This window comes from Enterococcus sp. LJL51 (genome assembly GCF_054871795.1).
The window spans coordinates 14,393-37,771 of record NZ_JBTXLW010000001.1 but is presented as its reverse complement, the minus strand read 5'-3'; the positions used below and the strand labels follow the sequence as shown (position 1 = coordinate 37,771).

Sequence of the window (23,379 nt, the reverse complement as noted above, 5' to 3'; positions counted from 1 at the left end):
GAAAACCCTGGAAAAATAGGAAGTATTACTAAAATATTCTTTTTTCAAATAATAACTTTGTGAAAAGGTGTATAAAATTTTCTGAAAAAGGTATTTTTAGTAGAAAAGTACCAAAATATCTGCTAAAATGAATCTGTTGGTTAAGGAGTGTCCTTAACAAATATGGTTTTTTAAAACTTAGGAGGAATTTTTTATGCCATTAGTATCAGGAACAGAATTTCTTAAAGCAGCTCGCAAAAGCGGCTACGGTGTTGGAGGATTCAACACAAACAACTTAGAATGGACAAAAGCTATTCTTGAAGCAGCTGAAGCGAAAAAAGCTCCAGTACTGATTCAAACATCAATGGGTGCTGCTAAATACATGGGCGGCTATCAAGTATGTTACGACTTGGTAAAAGATTTAGTTGATTCTATGGGTATTACTGTACCAGTAGCACTTCACTTAGATCACGGTGAATACGAAGATGCATTAGAATGTATCGAAGTTGGCTATACTTCAGTTATGTTTGACGGATCTCATCTGCCATTCGAAGAAAACATCGAAAAAGCAAAAGACGTAGTAGCTAAAGCTCATGCAAAAGGCGTTTCTGTAGAGTGTGAAGTTGGTTCTATCGGCGGAGAAGAAGATGGAATTATTGGTTCTGGCGAATTAGCTGATATCGAAGAATGTAAACAAATGGTTGCAACTGGTATTGACTACCTTGCCTGCGGAATTGGTAACATCCACGGTGCTTACCCAGATAACTGGGCTGGCTTGGCATTTGATCACCTACAAGCAATTGCTGACGCTGTTGGCGATATTCCATTGGTACTGCACGGAGGATCTGGTATTCCTTTGGATCAAATCCAAAAAGCAATCTCAATGGGTGTATCTAAAATCAACGTAAATACTGAAGCTCAAGAAGTATTTGCTGCTGCAACACGTAAATACATTGAAGAAGGTAAAGATCTTGAAGGTAAAGGTTTTGACCCTCGTAAATTATTGGCTCCTGGTACTAAAGCAATTACTGAACTGGTTGAACAACGTATCGAATGGTTCGGTTCAGAAAACAAAGCATAAGTTTAATTGATAGATAGAAAACTGCTTCAGCTTTTATTAGCTGGAGCAGTTTTTTCATCTTATTAGAAGTGTATCAGCTGGTAAACTTCAGGAAGATTCCCGCTATCCATGCTATTTTTTTATTGATAAGCAGCCGGCTTTTGTTATTCTTGAAAATCATTGCTTTTTTATTGATGTGTCTTATGTTAGAATAGTCTGGGTATATTAAAAAAAGAATTCAACTTCTGACATAGTTAGGTGAGAAAAATATAATGAAAAAAATAGTAATCAACGGTAATCGTCCTCTAAAAGGCGAAGTAAGTATCAGTGGTGCAAAGAACAGTGCAGTAGCATTAATCCCAGCGGCGATTTTAGCTGACTCTCCAGTTACCTTAGATGGTGTACCGGATATCCAAGATGTTCATTCTTTGATTGAAATTCTGGAAATCATGGGTGCCAAAACAACCTTTGAAAATAACACGCTGGTTATTGATCCGACTGAAATTGTTTCAGTACCAATGCCTACTGGAAAAATAAACAGTTTACGTGCTTCTTATTATTTCATGGGCTCTTTGCTGGGGAAATTCGGAGAAGGTGTTGTAGGACTTCCCGGCGGTTGTTATCTTGGACCAAGACCAATTGATTTGCACATTAAAGGATTTGAAGCTTTGGGGGCTTCTGTATCTAATGAACATGGTGCCATGTATTTGAGAGCAGACCATGGGTTGGCAGGTACGAGAATCTTTATGGATATGGTTTCCATTGGTGCCACGATTAATGTAATGCTGGCAGCTGTTAAAGCTGAAGGCAAAACGATTATCGAGAATGCAGCTCGCGAACCTGAAATTATTGATGTGGCAACGCTGCTTAATAACATGGGTGCTAATATTCGGGGGGCAGGTACGGATATAATCCGCATTGAAGGCGTGAAAGAGCTTCATGGCTGCCGTCATTCGATTATTCCAGATCGTATCGAGGCGGGAACTTATCTAGCCATTGCTGCTGCGATGGGACAGGGTGTTAAAGTCCGTAATGTAATTTATGAGCATCTGGAAAGCTTTATTGCAAAGCTTCAGGAACTAGGCGTGAAGATGACTATTGAAGAGGATATGATTGAGGTACATCCTTCCAATGATTTAAAGATGATTAATGTGAAGACCTATCCTTATCCGGGCTTTGCGACAGATCTTCAACAGCCGTTGACCCCGTTGCTTCTAAAAGCCGTAGGAACTGGTCAAGTGATGGATACAATTTACGCTCAGCGTACAAAACATATTCCTGAGCTGGTACGCATGGGTGCCTCTGCTTCGGTTGAAGGGAATATGATTGTGTTGAACGGACCAGCTAAACTTCATGGTGCAGAGGTTGTAGCATCTGATTTGCGGGCAGGAGCTTGTTTAGTAATTGCCGGGTTGATGGCTGAAGGAACAACTACTGTGTACAATGTTGAATACATTCTACGGGGATATGATCATATTATTGAAAAACTGACAGCATTAGGTGCTGATATTCAGATGATAGAGACTGAACAGGTTGAGGTGAATCAATGAGCGATTACTTGACGATGGCGGAGCTGGAAAACAGCACGCTGAAAGATATCTATGCGTATGCAAAGGAATTCAAAATTCCCTACTACAGTCAAATGAATAAAAAAGAGCTTTCTTTAGCTGTGATTCGGGCTCAAGCAGAAAAACAAGGTTTTTTCTTCATGGAGGGAATTCTGGATATTGTTTCTCAGGATGGTTATGGTTTTTTAAGACCAATCAATTATGGTCCTAGTGCGGAAGATATCTATATATCTTCTTCACAAATTCGCCGGTTTAGTTTGAGAAATGGGGACAAGGTTGCTGGTAAGGCCCGTCCGCCGAAAGAATCAGAGCGTTATTACGGGTTAATGCACGTGGAGAGCGTTAATGGGAAAGATCCAGAAGAAGCGAAGCAACGTCCTCATTTTCCAGCGCTGACTCCTCTGTATCCTGAAAAACAAATTCATTTGGAAACAACTCCAGGTAGATTATCTACTCGTATGATTGATATCTTTTCACCCGTGGGTTTCGGTCAGCGTGGGCTGATTGTTGCTCCACCAAAAGCAGGTAAAACAAGCGTTTTAAAAGAAATAGCTAACGGAATTACAGAGAACTATCCTGATGTCGAGCTAATTTTACTTCTGATTGATGAACGTCCTGAAGAAGTGACGGATTTGGAGCGAAGTGTCAAGGGAGATGTAGTTTCATCTACCTTTGATCAGCAGCCGCAAAACCATACTCGAGTTTCTGAGCTGGTACTAGAACGTGCGATGCGTCTCGTAGAAGATAAACGGGATGTAGTTATTTTGATGGATAGTATCACTCGTCTAGCTAGAGCATACAATTTAGTTGTTCCGCCAAGCGGCCGAACATTAAGCGGGGGGATTGATCCTGCAGCGTTTCATAAGCCTAAGCGTTTCTTCGGAGCTGCCCGGAATATAGAAGAAGGCGGAAGCCTAACGATTCTGGCGACAGCTTTGGTGGATACTGGAAGTAGAATGGATGATGTCATCTATGAAGAATTCAAAGGCACCGGAAATATGGAGCTTCACTTATCCAGAGACTTAGCAGAACGTCGTATTTTCCCTGCTATCGATATTAAGAAATCAGGTACTAGAAAAGAAGAGCTGTTGATGGAAGAGCAGCAGTTGGAAGAAATCTGGAAGCTAAGGAATAATATGACAGGGGACTCACTTGAGTATACAGAACAGTTCATCAAATTCCTGCGTAAAACGAAAAACAATCAAGATTTTTTCAGTGCATTTCATGATGTGTCCTTTAGTAAGTCAGGGCCAAAAAGAAATTTAAAAAGATGATTGCAAGTGAAAATAAAACATGCTATCATTGTACTGTTGTATATCGACAAAATAACTCTGACTCAGCAAATGACTCAGGGCAAAGGAGAGAAATAAGTATGAAACAAGAGATTCATCCGGATTACCATCCAGTAGTCTTCATGGATTCAACTACAGGTTTCAAATTCTTGTCAGGTTCTACTAAGACAACACAAGAAACTGTTGAATGGGAAGACGGCAACACGTATCCAGTGATTCGTGTGGAGGTTACTTCTGATTCACATCCATTCTATACTGGACGTCAAAAATTCACTCAAGCAGACGGACGTGTGGACCGTTTCAACAAAAAATACGGTCTCAAAGATACAAACGCTGCAGAGTAATAAGAACATTGAACTATCGAGATTTAGCAGACTACCCTTTATGGATGGTCTGTCTTTTTTTGTTTTAAGTATATGTACTGAAGCTTTTTCAAATATTTAGTCCTTCTGTAAGAGGTTCCTTGCTGCTTTCTGTGGTGAGCTAAAAGGGTCCTTGCTCCTATTAAAGAATGTCTTGTTTAACTACTGTATCTCTTTAATCTTTGAAAAAGCCAAGCGAATGATACCTGAAACAAATCAATACAGAAAAAACGAGTCTACTAAATATAGACATATTTGTAAAGGGAGACAAAATGAGGTTTAGAGAAGCGACAGTTGATGACAAAGAACAAATTACTGAAATAATGACAAAGGATACAAATGAGGATGGCCCTCCAGGATACAATGACGGAAGTCTTGCAGAACGTTTTTTATCAGATTCCCAAGTGACAACTTATATGATTGTTGTTGATGAAACAGAGATTGGGTTTATGAGTTTTAGTGTGAAGGGAATAACAGGAGTCTTGGAAAAATTTTGTGTCCTGCCAGTATATATTGGTCGGGGATTTGGTTTCTAGGCGTGGAAGCTGTTGGAGCAGCAGGAACACTATAACTTGTGGCATTTGGAAACACCTGATTATTCAATAAGAAATCAGCGCTTTTATGAACGGTGTGGTTTTCAAAGAATAGGACAAAAGAAGTATGGTGAAGACAGTTATTCTTTTGTCTTTGAAAAAAGCATCAGTAAGGAATGAAAAGAAAGTGACTGTAACCATCAATAGATTAGCTGCTTAAAACTAATTGAGCGATATTGTAAAACCCAATCATGTTCCATAGGTTGGAACAAAGTGACATGTCTTAAATGCAAAAATTATTTTTTTGACAATAGCTGGAATTAATTTAAAAGTTGTGGAGCACTAAGTAAGAATTAATCAGTATGGAAAATCAGATAAAACATATCAAAGTACTAAGAATCCTATGTCTCTTTTTAAAGAAGTGGCTTAATAAATAGAACTTCTGAAAGAATAACATTTTTTTGAAGAAGCTTTACTTTTTGGTTTTATCGATAGAAAATCTGTGCTGTTGTCAGCATTGTTTAAAGTGAAACAATATGTTATATTATGTTTGGAAATTATTTTGAGTTAAGTAAGTAGAATAAATAGCTGAGGTGTGCTTTTTGAGCAGTGTGACGAGATCTATCTAGATTAATTTAATAGCCTTAAAACATAGGTTTATTTGGCGTATCTATAGATTTCCTTGCATTCTCAAAATAATTTAAACACACTTACTGATATGTAGGCTAGTTAAATAAGAGGAGAAGGCTGTGAAATTTCGCAGTCTTTTTTTATTTTTTAACTACGTAATTCCTGTAAAAGATTCTGTGCTTGAAATATAAGCAAGGATAATGACAACGAAGTTCGGTTTTTTAATAGGATTTATGTATTCAGAGAATAAATAGATAAAACCATTAAATTAGTGTAGATAGTCATTTCATCGAAAGTAATGAATGAAGGGATGGAATGGTTCTTGACACATGAAAATAGAACCGACACAAGTGAATATAGCAAAGATAATTAAAGAACAAACAAAATTGGAAGAATCAGAAGAGGTTGTTCATTTACTTTTAATCGAATGGTACCTGAGGAAGCAGCTCTCAACAAAGAAATTGGCGGGAAAAGTAAAATTACCTCTCCCTCTTGTCTCAGCTATAAAAAAGGAATTGGTTAAGCTAGGTCTAGCGTCCAACAAGGTAGGAACAGGCTTAACTAGAAAAGGTAAACTCTATGTAGAACAGCAGCTTGGCTGGGCAGCAATTAATAAAGAATACTATCTGAAAGTAACTGATTCAAAAGAAGAACAGGCAAGCCTGAAGGAAGTAATGGCGGAGGAACTAACAGTCGGAATAGTTGGTAGACCGAGTGTTGCCGTAGCTTACGACCAAGCATTTGCTACAATAGAAACGATTGTTGAGCGGGCCTTTTTACTACTAGAAAAGCCTGATTTTATAAATAAACATATTCTATTTTTAGGGGATGATGATTTGTCTTCTCTAGCAGTCGGTTTGTTAATAAAAAAACTAAAAGCTTCCGGAAGAACAAAATCAATTGAAAAACTAACTGTATATGAGTTGTCGCCTGATGTTATTCATTGCATAAATACCTCTGCAAAGAAAATGGACTTAGACATAGTCTGTCAACATTTAGATTTTCGTGAAGGTTCCCTGAGCAAGTATAAAAACCAGTTTGACTATATATATGTTGATCCGCCGTACACACTTTCAGGACTCAAGCTCTTTTTATCAAGGGCAATTTCATGCAGCCGCTTGGAACATGCTCATATTTTCTTATCATTTGGGGAGAAAGCGCCTAAAAATCAGCTGGCACTTCAAAAGCTGATTGGTCTTCAAAATCTCGTCATAGAGAAAATTAAACCTAATTTTAATCAGTATTCAGGTGCTTCCATCATCGGAGGAGTAAGCACACTATATGAACTGACCACTCAAATTGACAGTTATCCAGCTGTCTTAGCGGAAAGTTCTTACTCGGATTACATCTATACTGGTGAGCTTCGACCGCGAAATGTTGTGTATCAATGCTGCCGCTGTGGAAAAGAATATACAGTCGGTCTCTATACGGAGATGACAATCGAAGAATTGAAGAGGAAAAAATGTTCAATCTGTGCTAATGATACTTTTTTGCGTATAGATACTAAGAAACTGCCTGATTTGCAGGAACAGCATTCTCTTGGCAAACATTATCTTATTGAACTGAAAAACTGTCCCAAAGAAAAGCTGACATCAGTTCCTTTAGTAGAACAGCTAATGCTCCAGATTGCAGATGGGTGTAAACTCACCAGAGTACAGCACTATTTTCATCAATTTGAGCCTTGGGGGGTCAGCGGAGTGATTATTCTTGCCGAATCACATCTTACTATCCATACCTGGCCGGAAAAAAACTATGCTGCAGTGGATTTATTTGTATGTAGCGATTTATCTTCAGAATCACACTTTACTTCATTGCTGCTGACATTGTTTGAAGGGAAAGAAATTGAATGTCGGTGTATCATCAGAGGGAATGTGAGCTGAAAAGTCATTAGCAAGGGAAATCGTTGATAAAATAGGTAAACAATAGAACACCTTCTTCAAAATCCGTGAAGTTTTTCTAAATACGGATAGTTGATAAATCAAGCTGTATGCTATAATAACTTTTACAACACAGGAGACCTATCGATGAGAGTGAAGGAGGAAAGCAAAGTGAAATTTGCAGATACAGATTTTAGCTACTATAGAAGAACAATGGAAAAGATGTACCATAGTTACTATCTAAAGCGCATTGTTGGGATGGCAGCAGCACTGCTAATTACTAGTTTGTATACCGTGTTTTTTCCGGAGGGCTTATGGGTAAACCTTGTGCTGATCCTTCTATTTGCCGGAATGCTATTGCTTTTCATATTGCAGCGGCTGAAATTTAATGAGATTTATGACAAGTTTTTACTAGAATATCGTGAAAATGGAACCATAAAAAAGCTTGAAGAAGATGAATTTACCTATAATGTATTATTGGAAAATGGTGATAAGCTGCGTATCAACAAACAAGGTTCAAGGAATCTGCCTTCAAATAATAAAGAATTAACTCTTTTGGTGGGATTTGTTAAAGCGTTCTTTAGTAGACAGCCATTTCAGATTGTCTATTTTGATATGCTTGAACTAACGTATGATGAGAAATACCGATTAAGAATGAATAGGATTTCCCGGCTTCCACGTTTTTTACGGGCATTTACATGGAGAAATTTGAAATCAAGCTCAACTGGACTATTCCGCTTGATTGTTGGCAACTTATTTACATTGTATATTCTATATCGGTTAATCAGTTATGTTTTCTATCTGATTCGCATGTTTATCTCTTAAATGAAAAGTCAGAATATAAGAATTGAAGAGTTTGAAATAGAAGAGTAGCTGGTTTTTAGAACAATGCTGAACTATAAGCATTTTAAAGGAGAGGTCAAATATGAAAGAAGCAAGAAACCATGCGGGTATCCACCCGCCACTAGGAGCCTATACTCATCAAATAGAGATGAGTGGAAATATTCGCTGGTTAACACTTTCTGGTCAAGTTGGTATGACACTGAATGGCTTATTGTCAGAAGACATAGGAAAACAATTTGAAGAAGCTCTAATAAACATCAAAAAAACCTAGAGGCAGCTGATATGAAGGTATCAGATATTACTAAGCTGGTTATTTATCTAGTTGATCCGATGGATATGAAAGAACGTACAGAGCTGCTGAATGATTTTCTTCAAGGAACCGAAGTCTGCATGACCTTGCTCTATGTAAAAGCATTGGCCTCTCCTAAAATAAAGGTAGAGATTGATGCTTGGGCTGCGTGTGAACAACCAGACTAACTGAACTAAAAGACAATTCGCAGAACAAGTGAATTGTCTTTTTTTTACAGTAAGTGTACAAAAAAAATCAAAAAAGGCTTCGCTGCTTTTGTTATAGTAATTATAGGAAAAGGAGCGTGGTAATTATGAATAGTTTCAATCAGCTGAATCAGGTTGTGGTATATATTGAAAATCATCTTGAGGAAGAGATTGATTATTTGGAATTAGAAAAAATTGCACAATGCACACCAAAGCAGTTGCCTAGAATTTTTGTCTTTGTTACAGGAATTACCCTTTCAGAATATATTCGTAAACGAAGACTGACGATGGCAGCAGAAGACATTCGCAAAACAACATTATCCCTGCTGGCGATTGCAGTTAAATACGGGTATGATTCTCAAGCAGCTTTCAGCCGGGCATTTAAAGAACAGCATTGTGTGTCGCCGTCTATGCTGCGAAAAAACAGAGATACACAAGTTAAGCCGTATCCCCGTATTGTTTTTCATGAAGAAGCGATGATTGAACAGCTGGAAAATTATCGGGTTGTTGAAGGGGAGGTAAAAAAAGCCAAGGTGGTTTACAGTGATTTTGGACCACTTGAAGCTTGTAAATTTGTGGGAAAAGAGATTCGTGCTGCATTTATGTCCCAGAGCATTTCCCAGCATTGGGGACGCTGCTTCGCTGAAAAAGTTTTTGAGCAATTGCTTGAGCACGAAGCATTTATTATGGAAGAATCGGTTGAAAATTACATTGGCTATGTTCGGGATGTTGACCACGATACGGGTATGTTTACTTATGTGATTGGGCTGTTTATGCAGCTGGATGCGCCAATTCCAGAAGGATTTTCTGTTTACAACGTTCCAAGTTGTACCTTAGCGAAAATTTGGGTTCAAGGGGAAGACTATGATGTTTTTTCCAGTGGTCCGGAGCTTTCAAGAGCAGAGATAAGTAAACAGGGATATGAAATAGATGAAGAGAATTATTTTTTGTGTGAAGTTTACACAGATGAACGCTATGAAACGCCTAAGCAAAAAGGAGAAACCAGTGCCATTTTAGATTACTATCTACCAGTGAAGAAAACAGAAAAAAAAGTAAAAAAATACTTACAAATATAGAATTGGCTATCCATAGGAGCAACCAGAATAGCTTTATTTAGATAAAAAAGACAACTATCCGATAAATGCAGGAAGTGCGTCTTCAAAGTTAGATTTTCCTATCTAACTTTGGAGGTGCACTTCCCTGATATTCTATTGACTTTTTATTAGTTTAAGCTTAAATAGTTTTCAAGGTAATCTGCAAGTCCGTTTTCATCATTGGTTTTATCAGTGATATCGTTGGCTACTTTTTTTATTTGATCAGTGGCATTGCTCATAGCAACGCCCCAGCCAGCGAATTCCAGCATTTCTTCATCATTATGTTCATCACCAAAAGCAATGATATCTTTTTGGCTGATATTTAGATAGTCAGCAACTTCAGCAACACCTTTTGCTTTCTGAATTCCTTTAGCAACAACCTCCAGAATCGGCTTGGCACCACCCCAAGTACGAATATCCAGTAAATCACCATATTGCTTCAGTAGAGTTTCTGACGCTGCTGCAACCTGATCTTTGGCCGGACACAACATAAGAGAAGTCGGATCTGTAATCAAATTTGTCGTATTCAGTAGATTTTTTTCTGATGCTTCTGCAGCAAAAAATGCAGAATCAAAATGGTCAAAGCTGTCAATAAAAAAAGTTTCTTTATTCTCGGCAGCAACAAAATCCAGATTTAGAGCTTTTTTCTGTGATAGAATATCAAAAACAATATCTCTTCCTACACTGGACGAACGTTCTCCTGCCCACTCTTTTTCGGGAATGTGCACGAGCCCGCCGTTGAAATTAACCATAGGTGTATTTAAATTTAGCTGTTTATAGAACTGATTGCTTAGGCGATAAGGACGACCTGTAGCAATACTGACATAGTGCCCTTGAGCGATAGCCTTTTTTAATGTCTGCTCCGTTTTTTCGCTGATTAAAGAATTCATGTTTAATGTAGTACCGTCTAAATCGATGGCAATTAATTTTTTCAAAGTATTTCCTCCTGCCAATTTTTCTTTTTCTAAGTCTAGCACACTAAATAGAAATGGCAAGCTTAATTCGGTAAAAATCTTCAAGAATAGCCTCTATAAAGTAAAAAGAATCCATATTGCTGTTGACAGCCTTTTCAATAATTGATAGTCTGAAGTGTGAGACTATTAAGGAGGAACGAATGCATGAAAAAGAGAAATAGGGGGTTCCGTTTACTGCTTATATCTGCAGCAGCAGGCGGCTTCTTGTTTAGCAATGGTCAAGGTGTTTATGCAGTTGATCAGGATACAACTAAAATTCCTGTTCAGTTTTTGGGAATCAATGATTTTCATGGTGCATTGAGTACAACAGGATCATTCTACGATGATGCCGGTAATAAAGTCAGCAATACGGGAACAGCAGCTTTATTGGCAGGTTATTTAAATCAGGCGGAAACATCTTTTGCAGCAGAAAATACAGGTGCTCAGACACTGCGTGTACAATCTGGGGATATGGTAGGCGCAAGTCCGGCAAATTCTGGACTGCTTCAAGATGAACCAACAATTAAAGTATTAAATGAAATGAATTTTTCAGTGGGAACTCTGGGCAATCACGAGTTTGATGAAGGATTGGCGGAATTTAACCGTATCATGACTGGAGGTACACCTTCAAGTGATCCTTATGGTATTTTGGCTGATTATCCAAGAGTTGCGTCCAAGACAGAGCTTGTAGTCGGGAATGTCGTTAAGAAGGGAACCGATGATCAAATTCCTTTTGGCTGGAAGCCGTATACGGTAAAAGAAGTTGGTACGGAAGAAGGACAAAAAGTTAAAGTCGGATTTATTGGCGTTGTAACCACAGAAATTCCCAACCTTGTTCTAAAAGAGCATTATCAGGAATACGATTTTCTGGATGAAGCTGAAACAATTGCTTATTATGCCAGTGAACTAAAAGAAGAAGGGGTAAACGCAATTGTCGTTCTTGCCCATGTTCCTTCTACTAGTAAGGAAGGAACCATTTCCGGTGATGCAGCAGAAATTATGGCTAAAGTAAATAAACTTTATCCGGAAAATAGTGTGGATGTATTCTTAGCGGGGCACAACCATCAATATACAAATGGACTTGTGGGAGAAACCCGAGTTGTACAATCTACTTCTCAAGGTAAAGGTTTTGCAGATGTTCGCGGCTATCTAGATGTCGCAACACAAGATTTTGAAACAGCTCCTGCTGCTACCGTTACTCCTGTGGCACTGGAAGGCGAAAATGTTCCTGCTGCGGATGCAGCTGTTGCAGCTGTTGTTGCCGATGCAGACAGCCGTGTATCTGCTGTAACAAGCAAAAAAATCGGAACAGCTAAGAAGTCAGAAGCAATTTTGCGTGAGGTTAATGAGCATAAAGAATCCCCATTAGGGAATTTAATTACAGATGGTCAGGTCGCAATGGCTAAAGCACAGGGGATTGATGTTGACTTTGCGATGACAAATAACGGCGGTATTCGAGCGGATTTAATCGTTGGTGAAAATGGTGAAATTACTTGGGGATCTGCGCAGGCTGTACAGCCGTTTGGAAATATCATGCAAATTGTAGAAATGACTGGTGCTCAAATCGAACAAGTGCTGAATGAACAATATGATCAAGAAGAAAAATATTTCCTGCAAATTTCAGGACTATTTTACACATATGAGAAAACTGCTGATGCTGCACAGCCATTTAAAGTTAAGACAATGGTCGACGCAAAAGGCAATGAACTAAAAAGTGAACAAACATATCGAGTTGTAATCAATGACTTTTTACTTGGCGGAGGCGACGGCTTTGCTGGATTCACACAAGCCAAATTAGTTGACGCAATGCAGCCGGATACTGAAACCTTTATTGGTTATATTGAGATGAAAGAAGCAGTTGGCGAGCCAATCGAAGCGGTTATTCAAAATCGAAAAGCTCCTTATGTAGAGCCGCCTGTTCTGCCGGAAGATAAAGAAGCAATAATTCGTAAGGCTACTTTATTTGATCCTTTGTACGAAGATGATCAGTATCTTCAGGGAGTGACCTTGCCAAATGCAACGATTGTGTTGTTTGCAGGAGATATTCCTAAAAGCAAGTCAACAACAGGCGAAAATGTTCTTCCTAAAGGCGATATAACTGGTAAGGCTGACAGTGAAGGAAAGATTAAAATCGATGTAGCTGCGTTGAAGCTTAAAGGAAAAGAAAAAATTACTGCAGTGGTTCTTGACGAGGAGTTAAACAGTGCGGTTTTCCCGTTGGATGTATTGAAAAGATCTGTTGGAACAACAGATTCATCGTCAACTACCACTAAGTCTGATACGAAAACCAGCTCTAGTGGGGCAACGACAGGAACTAAAGAAAACGGTGCTTTCCCGAATACAGGTGAAGCAACGGCGAATAGTAGCCTGTTCATAGGAACTATTCTTTTAGCAGGAAGCTTTATCTATCTTTTGAAAAAGAGAAGAGCCTAATTTATAAAAGCAGAGTAATAAACGCAGCATTTGACTTTTTCGAATGCTGTGTTTTTTCATTTATCTAAACCAGTTGTTTTTGATTGAACTATGTGAGAAAACGTTTGAAATACGAATATTAAAAATAATTAATGTGTATATCGTTAGTATTTTGTTGAAAAATATAAAAAAATCTCCTATACTTTAAAGGTATTTGTTGGAAATGATTATTTTGCTCTTATTTATTTTTTTCCGATAGGTATGCGAATTATTTTTAAGGAGAGATAGACACTCATGGAAAAGTTTTTCAAATTAAAAGAAAATCGTACAACTGTTTCAACAGAAATGATAGCAGGGATTACCACCTTCTTTGCTATGAGTTATATTTTATTCGTTAATCCTTCGATTCTATCAGAAACAGGCATGCCTTTTCAGGCGGTATTTCTAGCAACGATTATTGCTTCCATTATCGGAACATTAGTAATGGGCTTATTCGCTAACGTTCCTTATGCTCAAGCTCCGGGGATGGGGCTGAATGCCTTCTTTACCTTTACAGTGGTTTTCGGGTTAGGGTATAGCTGGCAGCAAGCTTTAGCAATGGTCTTTATCTGTGGACTGGTGAACATCCTAATCACAGTTACAAAAATCCGTAAAATGGTCATTCGGGCAATTCCTGAAAGCTTACAGCATGCTATTGGCGGAGGGATTGGAATTTTTGTTGCGTATGTCGGAATCAAGAATGCAGGACTACTTGATTTTACTGTACAGGCTGAACCAGTTAATGGAGCTGTAAATGGCGATAGTATTGTGCCGGCATTAGGAAATTTCAATAATCCAGGAATTATTCTAGCGATTCTGGGCTTAGTAATTATGACTGTTCTAGTTGTTATGAATGTTCGAGGCGCGATTTTAATTGGTATTGTTTTGACAACTCTTTTGGCAATTCCGTTAGGAGTAGTTGATTTATCTGCTATTGACTGGCAGGGAAATTCGTTGGGAAGCTCTATTTCAGCGTTAGGCACAACCTTTGGTGCCGCTTTTGGGAAAGACGGGATGCAGTCGCTATTTAGCGACACTTCAAAAATTCCACAAGTTTTAATGACAGTAATTGCTTTTAGCTTATCTGATACATTTGATACAATTGGAACATTTATTGGAACGGGTAGACGGACAGGAATCTTTTCAAAAGAGGATGAAATTGCATTAGAAGAAAGCAAGGGGCTTTCGACAAAAATGGATAAAGCATTATTTGCAGATGCAGTTGCAACTTCTGTAGGTGCTGTTTTTGGAACATCCAATGTAACAACTTATGTAGAAAGTGCAGCTGGAATTGGTGCTGGTGGACGTACAGGTCTAACCTCTGTTGTGGTAGCAGCGTTGTTTGCCTTAAGTAGTCTATTTTCTCCACTGATTTCCATCGTACCAGCCCAGGCTACTGCACCAGCATTAATTTTGGTGGGTGTAATGATGATGGCTTCATTCAAGGATATTGAATGGACAGATTTAGAAGAAGCCGTACCAGCATTCTTTGCCTCTATTTTTATGGGACTATGCTACAGTATTTCATACGGAATAGCTGCTGGATTCTTATTCTTTGCTGTAGTGAAAGTGGCGAAAGGCAAGGTAAAAGAAGTATCGCCAATTATCTGGGTCGTTAATGCATTATTTATTATTAACTTTATTATTTTAGCAACATTATAATATAAAATGAAGAACGATTCGGGATTGATATAGTTAATAAAATGAGAGCGGAAGCAGTAAATGCCCGCTCTTTTTTTTTGATACTACATTAAGCTGTATTATCAGGATTAAAAGGCTGAATAAATTGACATATTTTGGAACAAAGAAAGTGCTTGTTCTATTTCTGGTTCTTTCATTTAGACTAAGAGTAACTTTATCGAATAAACGTATGAAAGAAAATCACAGGAAACACGAATGTTAGACATTCTATGTTGAGTGATTCTTACCTGGTGATTCACAAATTTTTGCTAAATTCAGGCTTATTGTCAAAGAAGCTGCTTCTATCTCTCTGTTTATTCGGGTTCGGGCATACAAAGAGTCTAGGAATTTATTTTTGTCCTGCTCATAACCGTACAACATTATTATTCTAAGATACAGAAAAATAAAAATTTTGTGAGATTTTTAAATATGGAGTATAGTTAAAGAGAAAAAAGCATATGAGGAGGGTGATGAAGGCAATGAAGATAGATTGGAAGAAGAATCTGATGGTTGCCTGGCTGGGAAGTTTCTTTACGGGAGCCAGCATCAGTTTAGTGATGCCCTTCATTCCAGTATACATAGAACAATTAGGAACACCGAAGAGCCAAATTGAACTGTTCTCTGGGCTGGCCATCTCGGTGACGGCTTTTGCAGCAGCTATAGTTGCGCCTATCTGGGGGAATCTAGCCGATCAAAAGGGTCGAAAAATTATGATGATTCGGGCAGCAGCTGGCATGACTTTTACGATGGGGTCTCTGGCATTTGTGCCGAATGTTTACTGGCTGCTAATCATGCGTTTTTTAAATGGTATTTTATCGGGATACATACCAAATGCGACAGCAATGATTGCTTCTCAGGCACCTCGAGAAAAGAGCGGCTGGGCGCTGGGAACATTATCTACTGGTGCAGTTGCAGGCAATCTAATTGGTCCTTCAATTGGTGGAGCACTTGCTCAGTGGTTTGGCATGGAAAATGTATTTATCATTACAGGTTTCGTGCTGCTTATTACAACATTGCTGACAATTTTTATGGTGAAGGAAGATTTTGAACCTGTGGAGAAGAAGGACCTACTGTCTACTAAAGAAGTTTTTTCACGAGTGAACCATCTCTCCATATTAATTGGTTTGTTTGTTACAACATTGATTCTGCAAGTAGGTGTAACGAGTATCAGCCCTATTTTGACACTTTATGTCCGTTCACTAAGCGGCAGTCAGGATAATATTCTTTTTGTTAGTGGTCTGATTGTTTCTGTTGCAGGGGTCTCAGCGATTATTTCCTCGCCTTCATTAGGGAAATTAGGCGATAAAATCGGCAATCACAAAGTATTGCTGGGAGGGCTCCTGCTGTCTTTTCTCTGCTATGTTCCTATGGCCTTTGTGCAAACGCCTTTCCAATTGGGTGCACTACGTTTCATGCTGGGCTTTTCCACAGGTGCTCTAATGCCGTCAATCAATACCTTGATTGGAAAACTGACGCCGCCGGAAGGAGTCAGCCGAATATACAGCTATAATCAGATGTTCAGCAATTTCGGACAGGTTTTGGGACCCATGATTGGATCAACTGTAGCCCATGGACTTGGCTACAGTGCAGTATTTATTACTACAGCCTGCTTTGTTTTGGGGAATATGTGCCTATCTGTTTTCAATTTCAGAAAAATTTTAAAGAAACGAATTTAAACGGTTGAAAACAATCAAAAACCAGTTACAATTAGTGTAACTGGTTTTTTCTGTCCGCTCACTGCTAGGCAGTGAAGCTGACAGATTAAAGGTATTTTTAGTAAGTAAAAAGCAGTGGGCAGGATATCCCAATGAATATCCTGCCCACTGATCTTGGTTTTATACCTGAGATGTTTTCTTTTTGGGGACAGCAAAATGACCAATTAATAGAATAAGAACGCCGGCAATAAGAGATATAATAGTTGTAAGCATAAAATCATAGCTGCCGTTGTTTAAGGCACCGCCAATATATCCTACCACCTGTCCTAATACAAAGGACCAGAATAATGCAATAATGTAGCGCATAAATAGCACCTCTTTTCTAGCTACTAGTTTAGCACAATTTTTTTTATTGTAAAGAAAGAGGAAATTTATTTCATAAGGAGGGTTTCAAATGTTTCCGCAGCTATATACAATTACCTCGTATTCTCTGCTTTCCAGTACCATCAGAATTGCAGAATTTGTTAAGAAAGCGAAGCAGTACGGGTATCACTATTTAGGTATATCTGATATCAACGTTCTTCATGGAGCTGTTGAATTTTACGAAGCCTGTCTGGCAGAAAATATTAAACCCGTCATCGGCATGACACTGGAATATACACCTGAGATTAGTGATCAAAAAGTTCAGTTAATATTATATGCAAAGAATCAGCAGGGCTATCAAAATCTCATGCGTATTTCCAGCATGAGAATGACAAATGAAGCAGCGTTGAAATTTAGCAGTTTTTCCAGTTTGCTGACTGATTTGTATGTTGTTATGCCTAGTGATAAAGGCGTTGTAAATTATTTTCAGGAAAAAAATGCGGAAGAGATAGACAGGGAGCTGAATGAACTGTTGGCAGTAATCGATGCCGAGTCGTTTTTCATTGGAGCCTCTTTCATGTGCAATCCCGTAACTGATCCTCTTTTGTTTGAATTCATCCGCAGCCGAAGCTACCCAATTATAGCACTGCAGGAAACAAGATATCTGGTTCGAGAGGATGGTTTCGCTTTACGGGTACTTGAACATATTGAATCTGGCACACCAATGGAGGTAAACCAAAAAGAAGCTGAAATTGATGGTCCCTATTATCTGAGAACAGCAGAGGAAGCTGAGAATCAGCTGACAGAGCTGATTGGCAGAGAAGGTACAGAGAATGCCCGTAAACTGGCAGAAAACTGCCGTTTTGAATTACCTCTGCACCAGAAATTATTACCTCATTATCCAGTTCCTGATAATTTGCCAGCGGGAGAATATCTGCGACAGCTTTGTAATGAATGTTTATCGCAACGGGTGCTGCAGGTGACTCCAGAGTATCAGGAGCGTTTGGAAAAAGAGTTATCAATCATTCATAGTATGGGGTTTGACGACTATTTTTTGATTGTATGGGATGTAATGGCATTCGCTCACAAAAATAAAATCGTCACTGGTGCTGGACGAGGATCAGCAGCTGGTTCACTTGTCTCCTATGTACTGTCGATTACAGATGTGGATCCAATCCAGTATGATTTACTTTTTGAACGTTTTTTAAATCCGGAACGCTACTCGATGCCTGATATAGATTTGGATATTCCTGATAATAAACGGGAACAGGTTCTAGCTTATGTTCAGGAGAAATATGGACATCATCATATGGCACAAATTGCAACGTTTGGGACGATGGCAGCCAAGATGGTTTTACGAGATGCTGCTAGAGTGTTTGGCTTGTCTCAAAGTGAATCCAACCGCTGGTCTCAGGCCGTACCTAGTACATTAAAAATAACGTTGAAGCAAGCTTATCAGGAATCAAAAAAACTTGTAGAGCTTGTGGAAAGTTCAGAAGTTAATCAGCTGTTGTTTGATACTGCTGTTCGTTTGGAAGGTCTCCCCCGTCATGTTTCTACCCATGCAGCAGGTGTGGTTATCAGTGATAAAAATTTGCTGGAGCTGGTTCCGCTGCAGACTGGGACTAATAATATTTTGCTGACTCAGTTCACCATGAATGATGTAGAAAAAATCGGTTTGCTGAAAATGGATTTTCTAGGTTTAAGAAACTTGTCAATCATTGACGATACACTCAAAGCAATCAGAAAAATCTATAAAAAAGAATTAAAATTAAGCGATATTCCTTTTGATGATGGAGAGACCCTGGCCTTGTTTCAACGGGGAGAGACAAGTGGTGTGTTTCAGTTTGAATCCGCCGGAATTCGCAACGTTTTAAGAAAGTTAGGACCAACCAGTATTGAAGATATTGCAGCGGTTAACGCTCTGTACCGTCCGGGACCAATGCAGAACATTGATTTATTTATTCGAAGAAAAAAAGGTATCGAGCCAATTGATTATCCAGATGCTTCTTTACAGCCTATTTTAGAAAATACTTATGGCGTAATTGTCTATCAGGAACAGATTATGCAGGTGGCTGCAAAAATGGCGGGCTTTAGTCTAGGTCAAGCAGATATTTTACGAAGAGCAATTAGTAAGAAAAAGAAGGACATTCTTGATCAGGAGCGGCGTCATTTTGTTCAAGGGGGCGTAAATCAGGGGTATTCTGAGGAAACCGCCAATATGATTTATGATTACATTGAACGCTTTGCAAATTATGGATTTAACCGTTCTCATGCATTTGCTTATTCCTTTATTGGATTCCAAATGGCTTACTTAAAAGTACATTATCCTGCGGCATTCTATGCGGCATTGCTTCACTCGGTTCGTCATAACCCAAATAAAATTAAAGAATATATTAATGAGGCAAAGAAGAACAATGTGCGGATACTAGCCCCGTCAATTAACTATAGTCAGTATAGCTTTTATTTGAAGGGGCAAGATGAGATTATGTTCGGCTTTAGTTCTCTAAAAGGAATTAGAAGAGATTTCATTCAGGATATTCTGCAGGAACGAAGAGAAAATGGTCATTATCAAAGTTTCGATCAGTTTCTGTTTCGCATTCCAGCAAAATGGCGTAAGAAAGAAAATATTGCGCCTTTGATTGCGATTGGTGCCTTTGATGAATTAACGGCTAATCGACGACAGCTGGATAATCAGTTGGAAAGTAAAATTCAAAATATTATATACAGCGGCGGCAGCTCAGATCTTTTCGAAACATTAGAGCTGAAAGAAGAAGAGATTCAGGACTATCCTCTTGAAGAAAAGCTGGCTCAGGAAGAACAGTATTTGGGTGTTTATTTATCCGGGCACCCTGCTGAAGAGTTTACCAAGCTAATCAAACTAAAGCAGATTCTATCAATCAATGATGTTGTGGAAAACCAACAGGTTCGTTTGTTGATTTATGTAAAAAATGTGCGGACTATCCGAACTAAAAAAGGCGAACAAATGGCTTTTGTTGAAGGGGATGACAGTACAGGTTCTATATCTTTGACTTTGTTTCCAACAGTCTTCCGGTCGCTGCGGCAGACAGTTCATCCAAATCAGGTGTACTATGTTGAGGGCAAGGTTGAGAAAAGCAAGTATAATCAGGAGCTGCAGGTGCTAGTGAATGAAATTGCAGAAGCCGCATCATTAGAAGCAGGAATTAGTGCAACAACTTGCTATTTGAAAATAGAACAGTCACAAGGGGCGCCAGCGGTTCTGCAGGAAGTAAAAAAGATTATCCAACAATTTCCAGGGATTGTCCCCGTAGTATTGTTTTATGCAGATCAAAAAAAGAAAGTCATTTTAGATAAAAGCTTCTGGATTACTGATTCTTTAGAGGCAAAAGAAGCGTTTAATACCCTTTTGGGAAAAGAAAATGTCGTTTTCGAATAAGTTTCAGTAAAAACTACTAGTCGCTTTCAACTTTTTTCAAAAATTTTGACTCTAAGTCAAGACATTTTGCACTATTAATGGTAAAATGGGTGACGTGGTATTTTTGTATAGTTAATGGTAAAGCAGCAACGTTTTATCAGCAGTATAATATTTAGTATGAGGTGAAAGAGCGAATGAAACGTATCGGTATTTTAACCAGTGGAGGAGACGCTCCGGGAATGAACGCTGCGATTCGTGCAGTTGTTCGTAAAGCAATCTTTGATGGTATTGAAGTATATGGAATCAACTACGGTTTTGCCGGACTAGTAGCTGGAGATATTCGTCGTTTGGATATTGCAGATGTTGGTGACAAGATTCAGCGTGGAGGAACGTTCCTTTATTCAGCACGTTACCCGGAATTTGCAACTGAAGAAGGTCAGCTAAAAGGAATTGAACAGTTGAAAAAATTCGGAATTGAAGGTTTAGTTGTAATTGGCGGAGACGGCTCTTATCATGGGGCGATGGCTTTGACAAAACGCGGCTATCCAGCTGTGGGGATTCCAGGAACTATCGATAATGACATTCCAGGAACAGACTTCACAATTGGCTTTGATACAGCGATTAATACAGTTCTTGAATCTATTGACCGTATTCGTGATACAGCAACATCTCATGTACGTACATTCGTTATCGAAGTGATGGGACGCGACGCAGGGGATATCGCTCTTTGGTCTGGCGTTGCCGGCGGAGCAGATGAGATCATTATTCCTGAGCATGACTTTGACATGGCTACTGTTGCTAAACGAATTCAAGATGGTCGTGACCGTGGGAAAAAACATTGCCTAATTGTTCTTGCTGAAGGTGTAATGGGGGGCAATGAATTTGCAGATAAACTGTCTACCTATGGCGATTTCCATACACGGGTTTCCATTCTGGGACACGTTGTCCGCGGTGGATCACCAAGTGCAAGAGACCGTGTTTTAGCAAGCAAGTTTGGCTCTTATGCTGTAGAATTGCTTAAAGATGGCAAGGGCGGCTTGTGCATCGGTATGCTGGACAACAAAGTAGTTGCAGCTGATATCGTTGATACACTGGAAAACAACAAACATAAACCTGACTTATCTCTTTATGATTTGAATAAAGAAATTTCATTTTAAGAAAGTGAAAACTGTATATTAGGCTTTTAAGCTTTTGTATAAAAAAATCGAATGGAGCGTTTGGTAATGAAAAAAACTAAAATCGTATGTACGATTGGACCAGCAAGTGAAACAGTTGAAATGCTTGTCGACTTAATGAATGCGGGAATGAATGTCTGCCGTCTGAATTTCTCACATGGAGATTTTGAAGAACATGGCAACCGTATCAAAAATATTCGCGAAGCAATGAAAATCACTGGAAAAAGAGTAGCAATATTACTAGATACAAAAGGTCCTGAAATCCGTACGAACGATATGGAAAATGGCGCAATCACACTAAAAACTGGTGATGTTATCCGCATTTCCATGACTGAAGTACAAGGAACAAATGAAAAATTCTCTATCACTTATCCAGAATTGATTAACGATGTGACTATTGGTTCACATATCCTTTTAGATGATGGATTAATTGATTTAGAAGTTTCTGATATTGACCGTGATGCAAACGAAATCGTAACATTAGTTAAAAATGAAGGTGTTCTGAAAAACAAAAAAGGTGTAAACGTTCCTGGAGTTTCAGTAAATCTTCCTGGTATTACTGAAAAAGATGCAGCGGATATCCGTTTTGGTATTGAACAAGGTGTTGATTTCATCGCAGCAAGCTTCGTTCGTCGTGCAACAGACGTAATGGAAATTACTAAAATTTTGGAAGATCATGATGCAACACATATTCAAATCATTCCTAAAATCGAAAACCAAGAAGGAATCGACAACATTGACGAAATCCTAAAAATTTCTGATGGTTTAATGGTTGCTCGTGGAGACCTTGGTGTAGAAATTCCAACTGAGGATGTTCCAGTTGCTCAAAAAGAACTAATCAAAAAATGTAATGCACTTGGTAAGCCGGTAATTACAGCGACACAAATGTTGGATTCTATGCAGCGTAATCCTCGTCCAACTCGTGCTGAAGCGAATGACGTGGCAAATGCGATTTATGATGGAACAGATGCGGTTATGCTTTCTGGTGAAACAGCCGCGGGAGATTATCCATTAGAAGCTGTTCAAACAATGGCACGTATTGCTGTTCGTACTGAAGAAGCATTAGTGAATCAAGATGCATTTGCATTGAAACTTTATAGTAAAACAGATATGACAGAAGCGATTGGTCAATCAGTAGGGCACACAGCACGTAATTTAGGAATTCAAACAATCGTGGCAGCAACTGAATCTGGTCATACAGCCCGCATGATTTCTAAATACCGTCCAAAAGCTCATATTGTTGCGATTACTTTCTCAGAACAGAAAGCCCGTAGCCTGTCTCTTTCTTGGGGCGTCTCAGCTGTTGTTGCTGAAAAACCATCAAGTACAGATGAAGTATTCACATTAGCTACAAAAATTTCTCAAGACAACGGTTTTGCTAGTGAAGGCGACTTAATCATTATTACTGCCGGTGTTCCAGTTGGTGAAAAAGGAACAACTAACCTTATGAAGATTCAAATGATTGGATCTAAGCTTACACAAGGTCAAGGTATTGGTGAAGAAGCTGTAATTGCAAAAGCAGTTGTAGCTAAGTCCGCAGCAGAAGCAAATCAAAATATGGTTGATGGTTCAATCTTAGTTGTGAAAACAACAGATAAAGATTATATGCCTGCTATTGATAAGGCTGTTGCTTTGATTGTTGAAGAAGGCGGTTTGACTTCTCATGCAGCAGTTGTAGCAATTGCTAAAGATATTCCAGTAATTGTTGGTGCTGTTGAAGCAACTGACTTGATTTCAAATGATGAATTAATTACTGTTGATCCTAGACGTGGTATTGTATACCGTGGTGCTACAACAGCAATCTAATAATTAGATAAGAGATGGGACGGAAGTGTTTAGTCCTGAGAAATAGGCTGAAATTCACAAAAATTGCTTTTCAAAATTTTTGTGAATTTCGGCTTATTTTTAAAGGGCTTGTTTCTGTTCCCATCGCTTATCAAAATTCCATGTGAGCGGGATATGACTCGATGAG

At 38.8% G+C, this 23,379-nt stretch carries 19 protein-coding genes; 17 read left to right on the top strand and 2 right to left on the bottom strand.

Annotation, left to right across the window (positions count from 1 at the left end; all coding sequences use genetic code 11):
* Positions 1-193 precede the first annotated feature (193 nt).
* From ACYSNQ_RS00155 to ACYSNQ_RS00105, 11 genes are all read left to right on the top strand, one after another.
* On the top strand, positions 194-1,060 hold the full coding sequence (locus ACYSNQ_RS00155) for a class II fructose-bisphosphate aldolase (protein WP_426080730.1): 867 nt from the start codon (positions 194-196) through the stop codon (positions 1,058-1,060).
* A gap of 251 nt (positions 1,061-1,311) precedes the next feature.
* Positions 1,312-2,589 (top strand): UDP-N-acetylglucosamine 1-carboxyvinyltransferase, encoded by a 1,278-nt coding sequence (locus ACYSNQ_RS00150; RefSeq protein ID WP_426080729.1) that lies wholly within the window; start codon positions 1,312-1,314, stop codon positions 2,587-2,589.
* A complete protein-coding gene (gene rho, locus ACYSNQ_RS00145; protein WP_426080728.1) occupies positions 2,586-3,881 on the top strand; it encodes a transcription termination factor Rho in 1,296 nt (431 codons plus the stop codon). The genes ACYSNQ_RS00150 and rho overlap by 4 nt, the downstream gene beginning before the upstream one ends.
* Positions 3,882-3,979: 98 nt before the next feature.
* On the top strand, positions 3,980-4,243 hold the full coding sequence (locus ACYSNQ_RS00140) for a type B 50S ribosomal protein L31 (protein ID WP_426080727.1): 264 nt from the start codon (positions 3,980-3,982) through the stop codon (positions 4,241-4,243).
* A gap of 290 nt (positions 4,244-4,533) precedes the next feature.
* Positions 4,534-4,797, top strand: coding sequence for a hypothetical protein (locus tag ACYSNQ_RS00135; protein WP_426080726.1), 264 nt, complete (start codon positions 4,534-4,536; stop codon positions 4,795-4,797).
* A 12-nt stretch (positions 4,798-4,809) separates the two neighbouring features.
* A complete protein-coding gene (locus tag ACYSNQ_RS00130) occupies positions 4,810-4,974 on the top strand; it encodes an N-acetyltransferase (protein WP_426080725.1) in 165 nt (54 codons plus the stop codon).
* 779 nt (positions 4,975-5,753) lie between these two features.
* The gene (speD, locus tag ACYSNQ_RS00125) at positions 5,754-7,304 is read left to right on the top strand and encodes an adenosylmethionine decarboxylase (RefSeq protein WP_426080724.1); all 1,551 of its coding nucleotides are present in this window, start codon (positions 5,754-5,756) and stop codon (positions 7,302-7,304) included.
* A gap of 168 nt (positions 7,305-7,472) precedes the next feature.
* Entirely contained in the window at positions 7,473-8,126 is a 654-nt protein-coding gene (locus tag ACYSNQ_RS00120; protein WP_426080723.1) for a hypothetical protein, read from the top strand.
* Between the two features lie 100 nt (positions 8,127-8,226).
* Complete coding sequence (locus tag ACYSNQ_RS00115; protein WP_426080722.1) at positions 8,227-8,415, top strand: hypothetical protein; 189 nt, start codon at positions 8,227-8,229, stop codon at positions 8,413-8,415.
* An 11-nt stretch (positions 8,416-8,426) separates the two neighbouring features.
* Positions 8,427-8,621 (top strand): hypothetical protein, encoded by a 195-nt coding sequence (locus ACYSNQ_RS00110; RefSeq protein WP_426080721.1) that lies wholly within the window; start codon positions 8,427-8,429, stop codon positions 8,619-8,621.
* A gap of 125 nt (positions 8,622-8,746) precedes the next feature.
* Positions 8,747-9,715 (top strand): AraC family transcriptional regulator, encoded by a 969-nt coding sequence (locus ACYSNQ_RS00105; protein ID WP_426080720.1) that lies wholly within the window; start codon positions 8,747-8,749, stop codon positions 9,713-9,715.
* Between the two features lie 146 nt (positions 9,716-9,861).
* Here ACYSNQ_RS00105 and ACYSNQ_RS00100 read toward each other — a convergent pair whose 3' ends face one another.
* The gene (locus tag ACYSNQ_RS00100; protein ID WP_426080719.1) at positions 9,862-10,668 is read right to left on the bottom strand and encodes a Cof-type HAD-IIB family hydrolase; all 807 of its coding nucleotides are present in this window, start codon (positions 10,666-10,668) and stop codon (positions 9,862-9,864) included.
* A gap of 183 nt (positions 10,669-10,851) precedes the next feature.
* On the opposite strand from ACYSNQ_RS00100, the gene ACYSNQ_RS00095 reads away from it, so the two are divergent.
* The 3 genes from ACYSNQ_RS00095 (at position 10,852) to ACYSNQ_RS00085 (ending at position 16,493) form a co-directional block, all read left to right on the top strand.
* Complete coding sequence (locus ACYSNQ_RS00095) at positions 10,852-13,119, top strand: bifunctional metallophosphatase/5'-nucleotidase (protein ID WP_426080718.1); 2,268 nt, start codon at positions 10,852-10,854, stop codon at positions 13,117-13,119.
* A 273-nt stretch (positions 13,120-13,392) separates the two neighbouring features.
* A complete protein-coding gene (locus ACYSNQ_RS00090; RefSeq protein WP_426080717.1) occupies positions 13,393-14,799 on the top strand; it encodes an NCS2 family permease in 1,407 nt (468 codons plus the stop codon).
* Positions 14,800-15,296: 497 nt separating this feature from the next.
* Complete coding sequence (locus ACYSNQ_RS00085) at positions 15,297-16,493, top strand: multidrug efflux MFS transporter (protein ID WP_426080715.1); 1,197 nt, start codon at positions 15,297-15,299, stop codon at positions 16,491-16,493.
* A 159-nt stretch (positions 16,494-16,652) separates the two neighbouring features.
* On the opposite strand, the gene ACYSNQ_RS00080 is transcribed toward ACYSNQ_RS00085, so the two are convergent.
* Positions 16,653-16,838, bottom strand: coding sequence for a YjzD family protein (locus ACYSNQ_RS00080; protein WP_426080714.1), 186 nt, complete (start codon positions 16,836-16,838; stop codon positions 16,653-16,655).
* Positions 16,839-16,926: 88 nt separating this feature from the next.
* Between ACYSNQ_RS00080 and dnaE the strand changes: the two genes are divergently transcribed.
* From dnaE to pyk, 3 genes are all read left to right on the top strand, one after another.
* Positions 16,927-20,253: a DNA polymerase III subunit alpha gene (dnaE, locus tag ACYSNQ_RS00075; RefSeq protein ID WP_426080713.1), complete on the top strand. Its 3,327-nt coding sequence runs from the start codon at positions 16,927-16,929 to the stop codon at positions 20,251-20,253.
* A gap of 173 nt (positions 20,254-20,426) precedes the next feature.
* On the top strand, positions 20,427-21,389 hold the full coding sequence (gene pfkA / locus ACYSNQ_RS00070) for a 6-phosphofructokinase (RefSeq protein ID WP_426080711.1): 963 nt from the start codon (positions 20,427-20,429) through the stop codon (positions 21,387-21,389).
* Positions 21,390-21,455: 66 nt separating this feature from the next.
* Positions 21,456-23,213: a pyruvate kinase gene (gene pyk / locus ACYSNQ_RS00065; RefSeq protein ID WP_426080710.1), complete on the top strand. Its 1,758-nt coding sequence runs from the start codon at positions 21,456-21,458 to the stop codon at positions 23,211-23,213.
* Positions 23,214-23,379 lie beyond the last annotated feature (166 nt).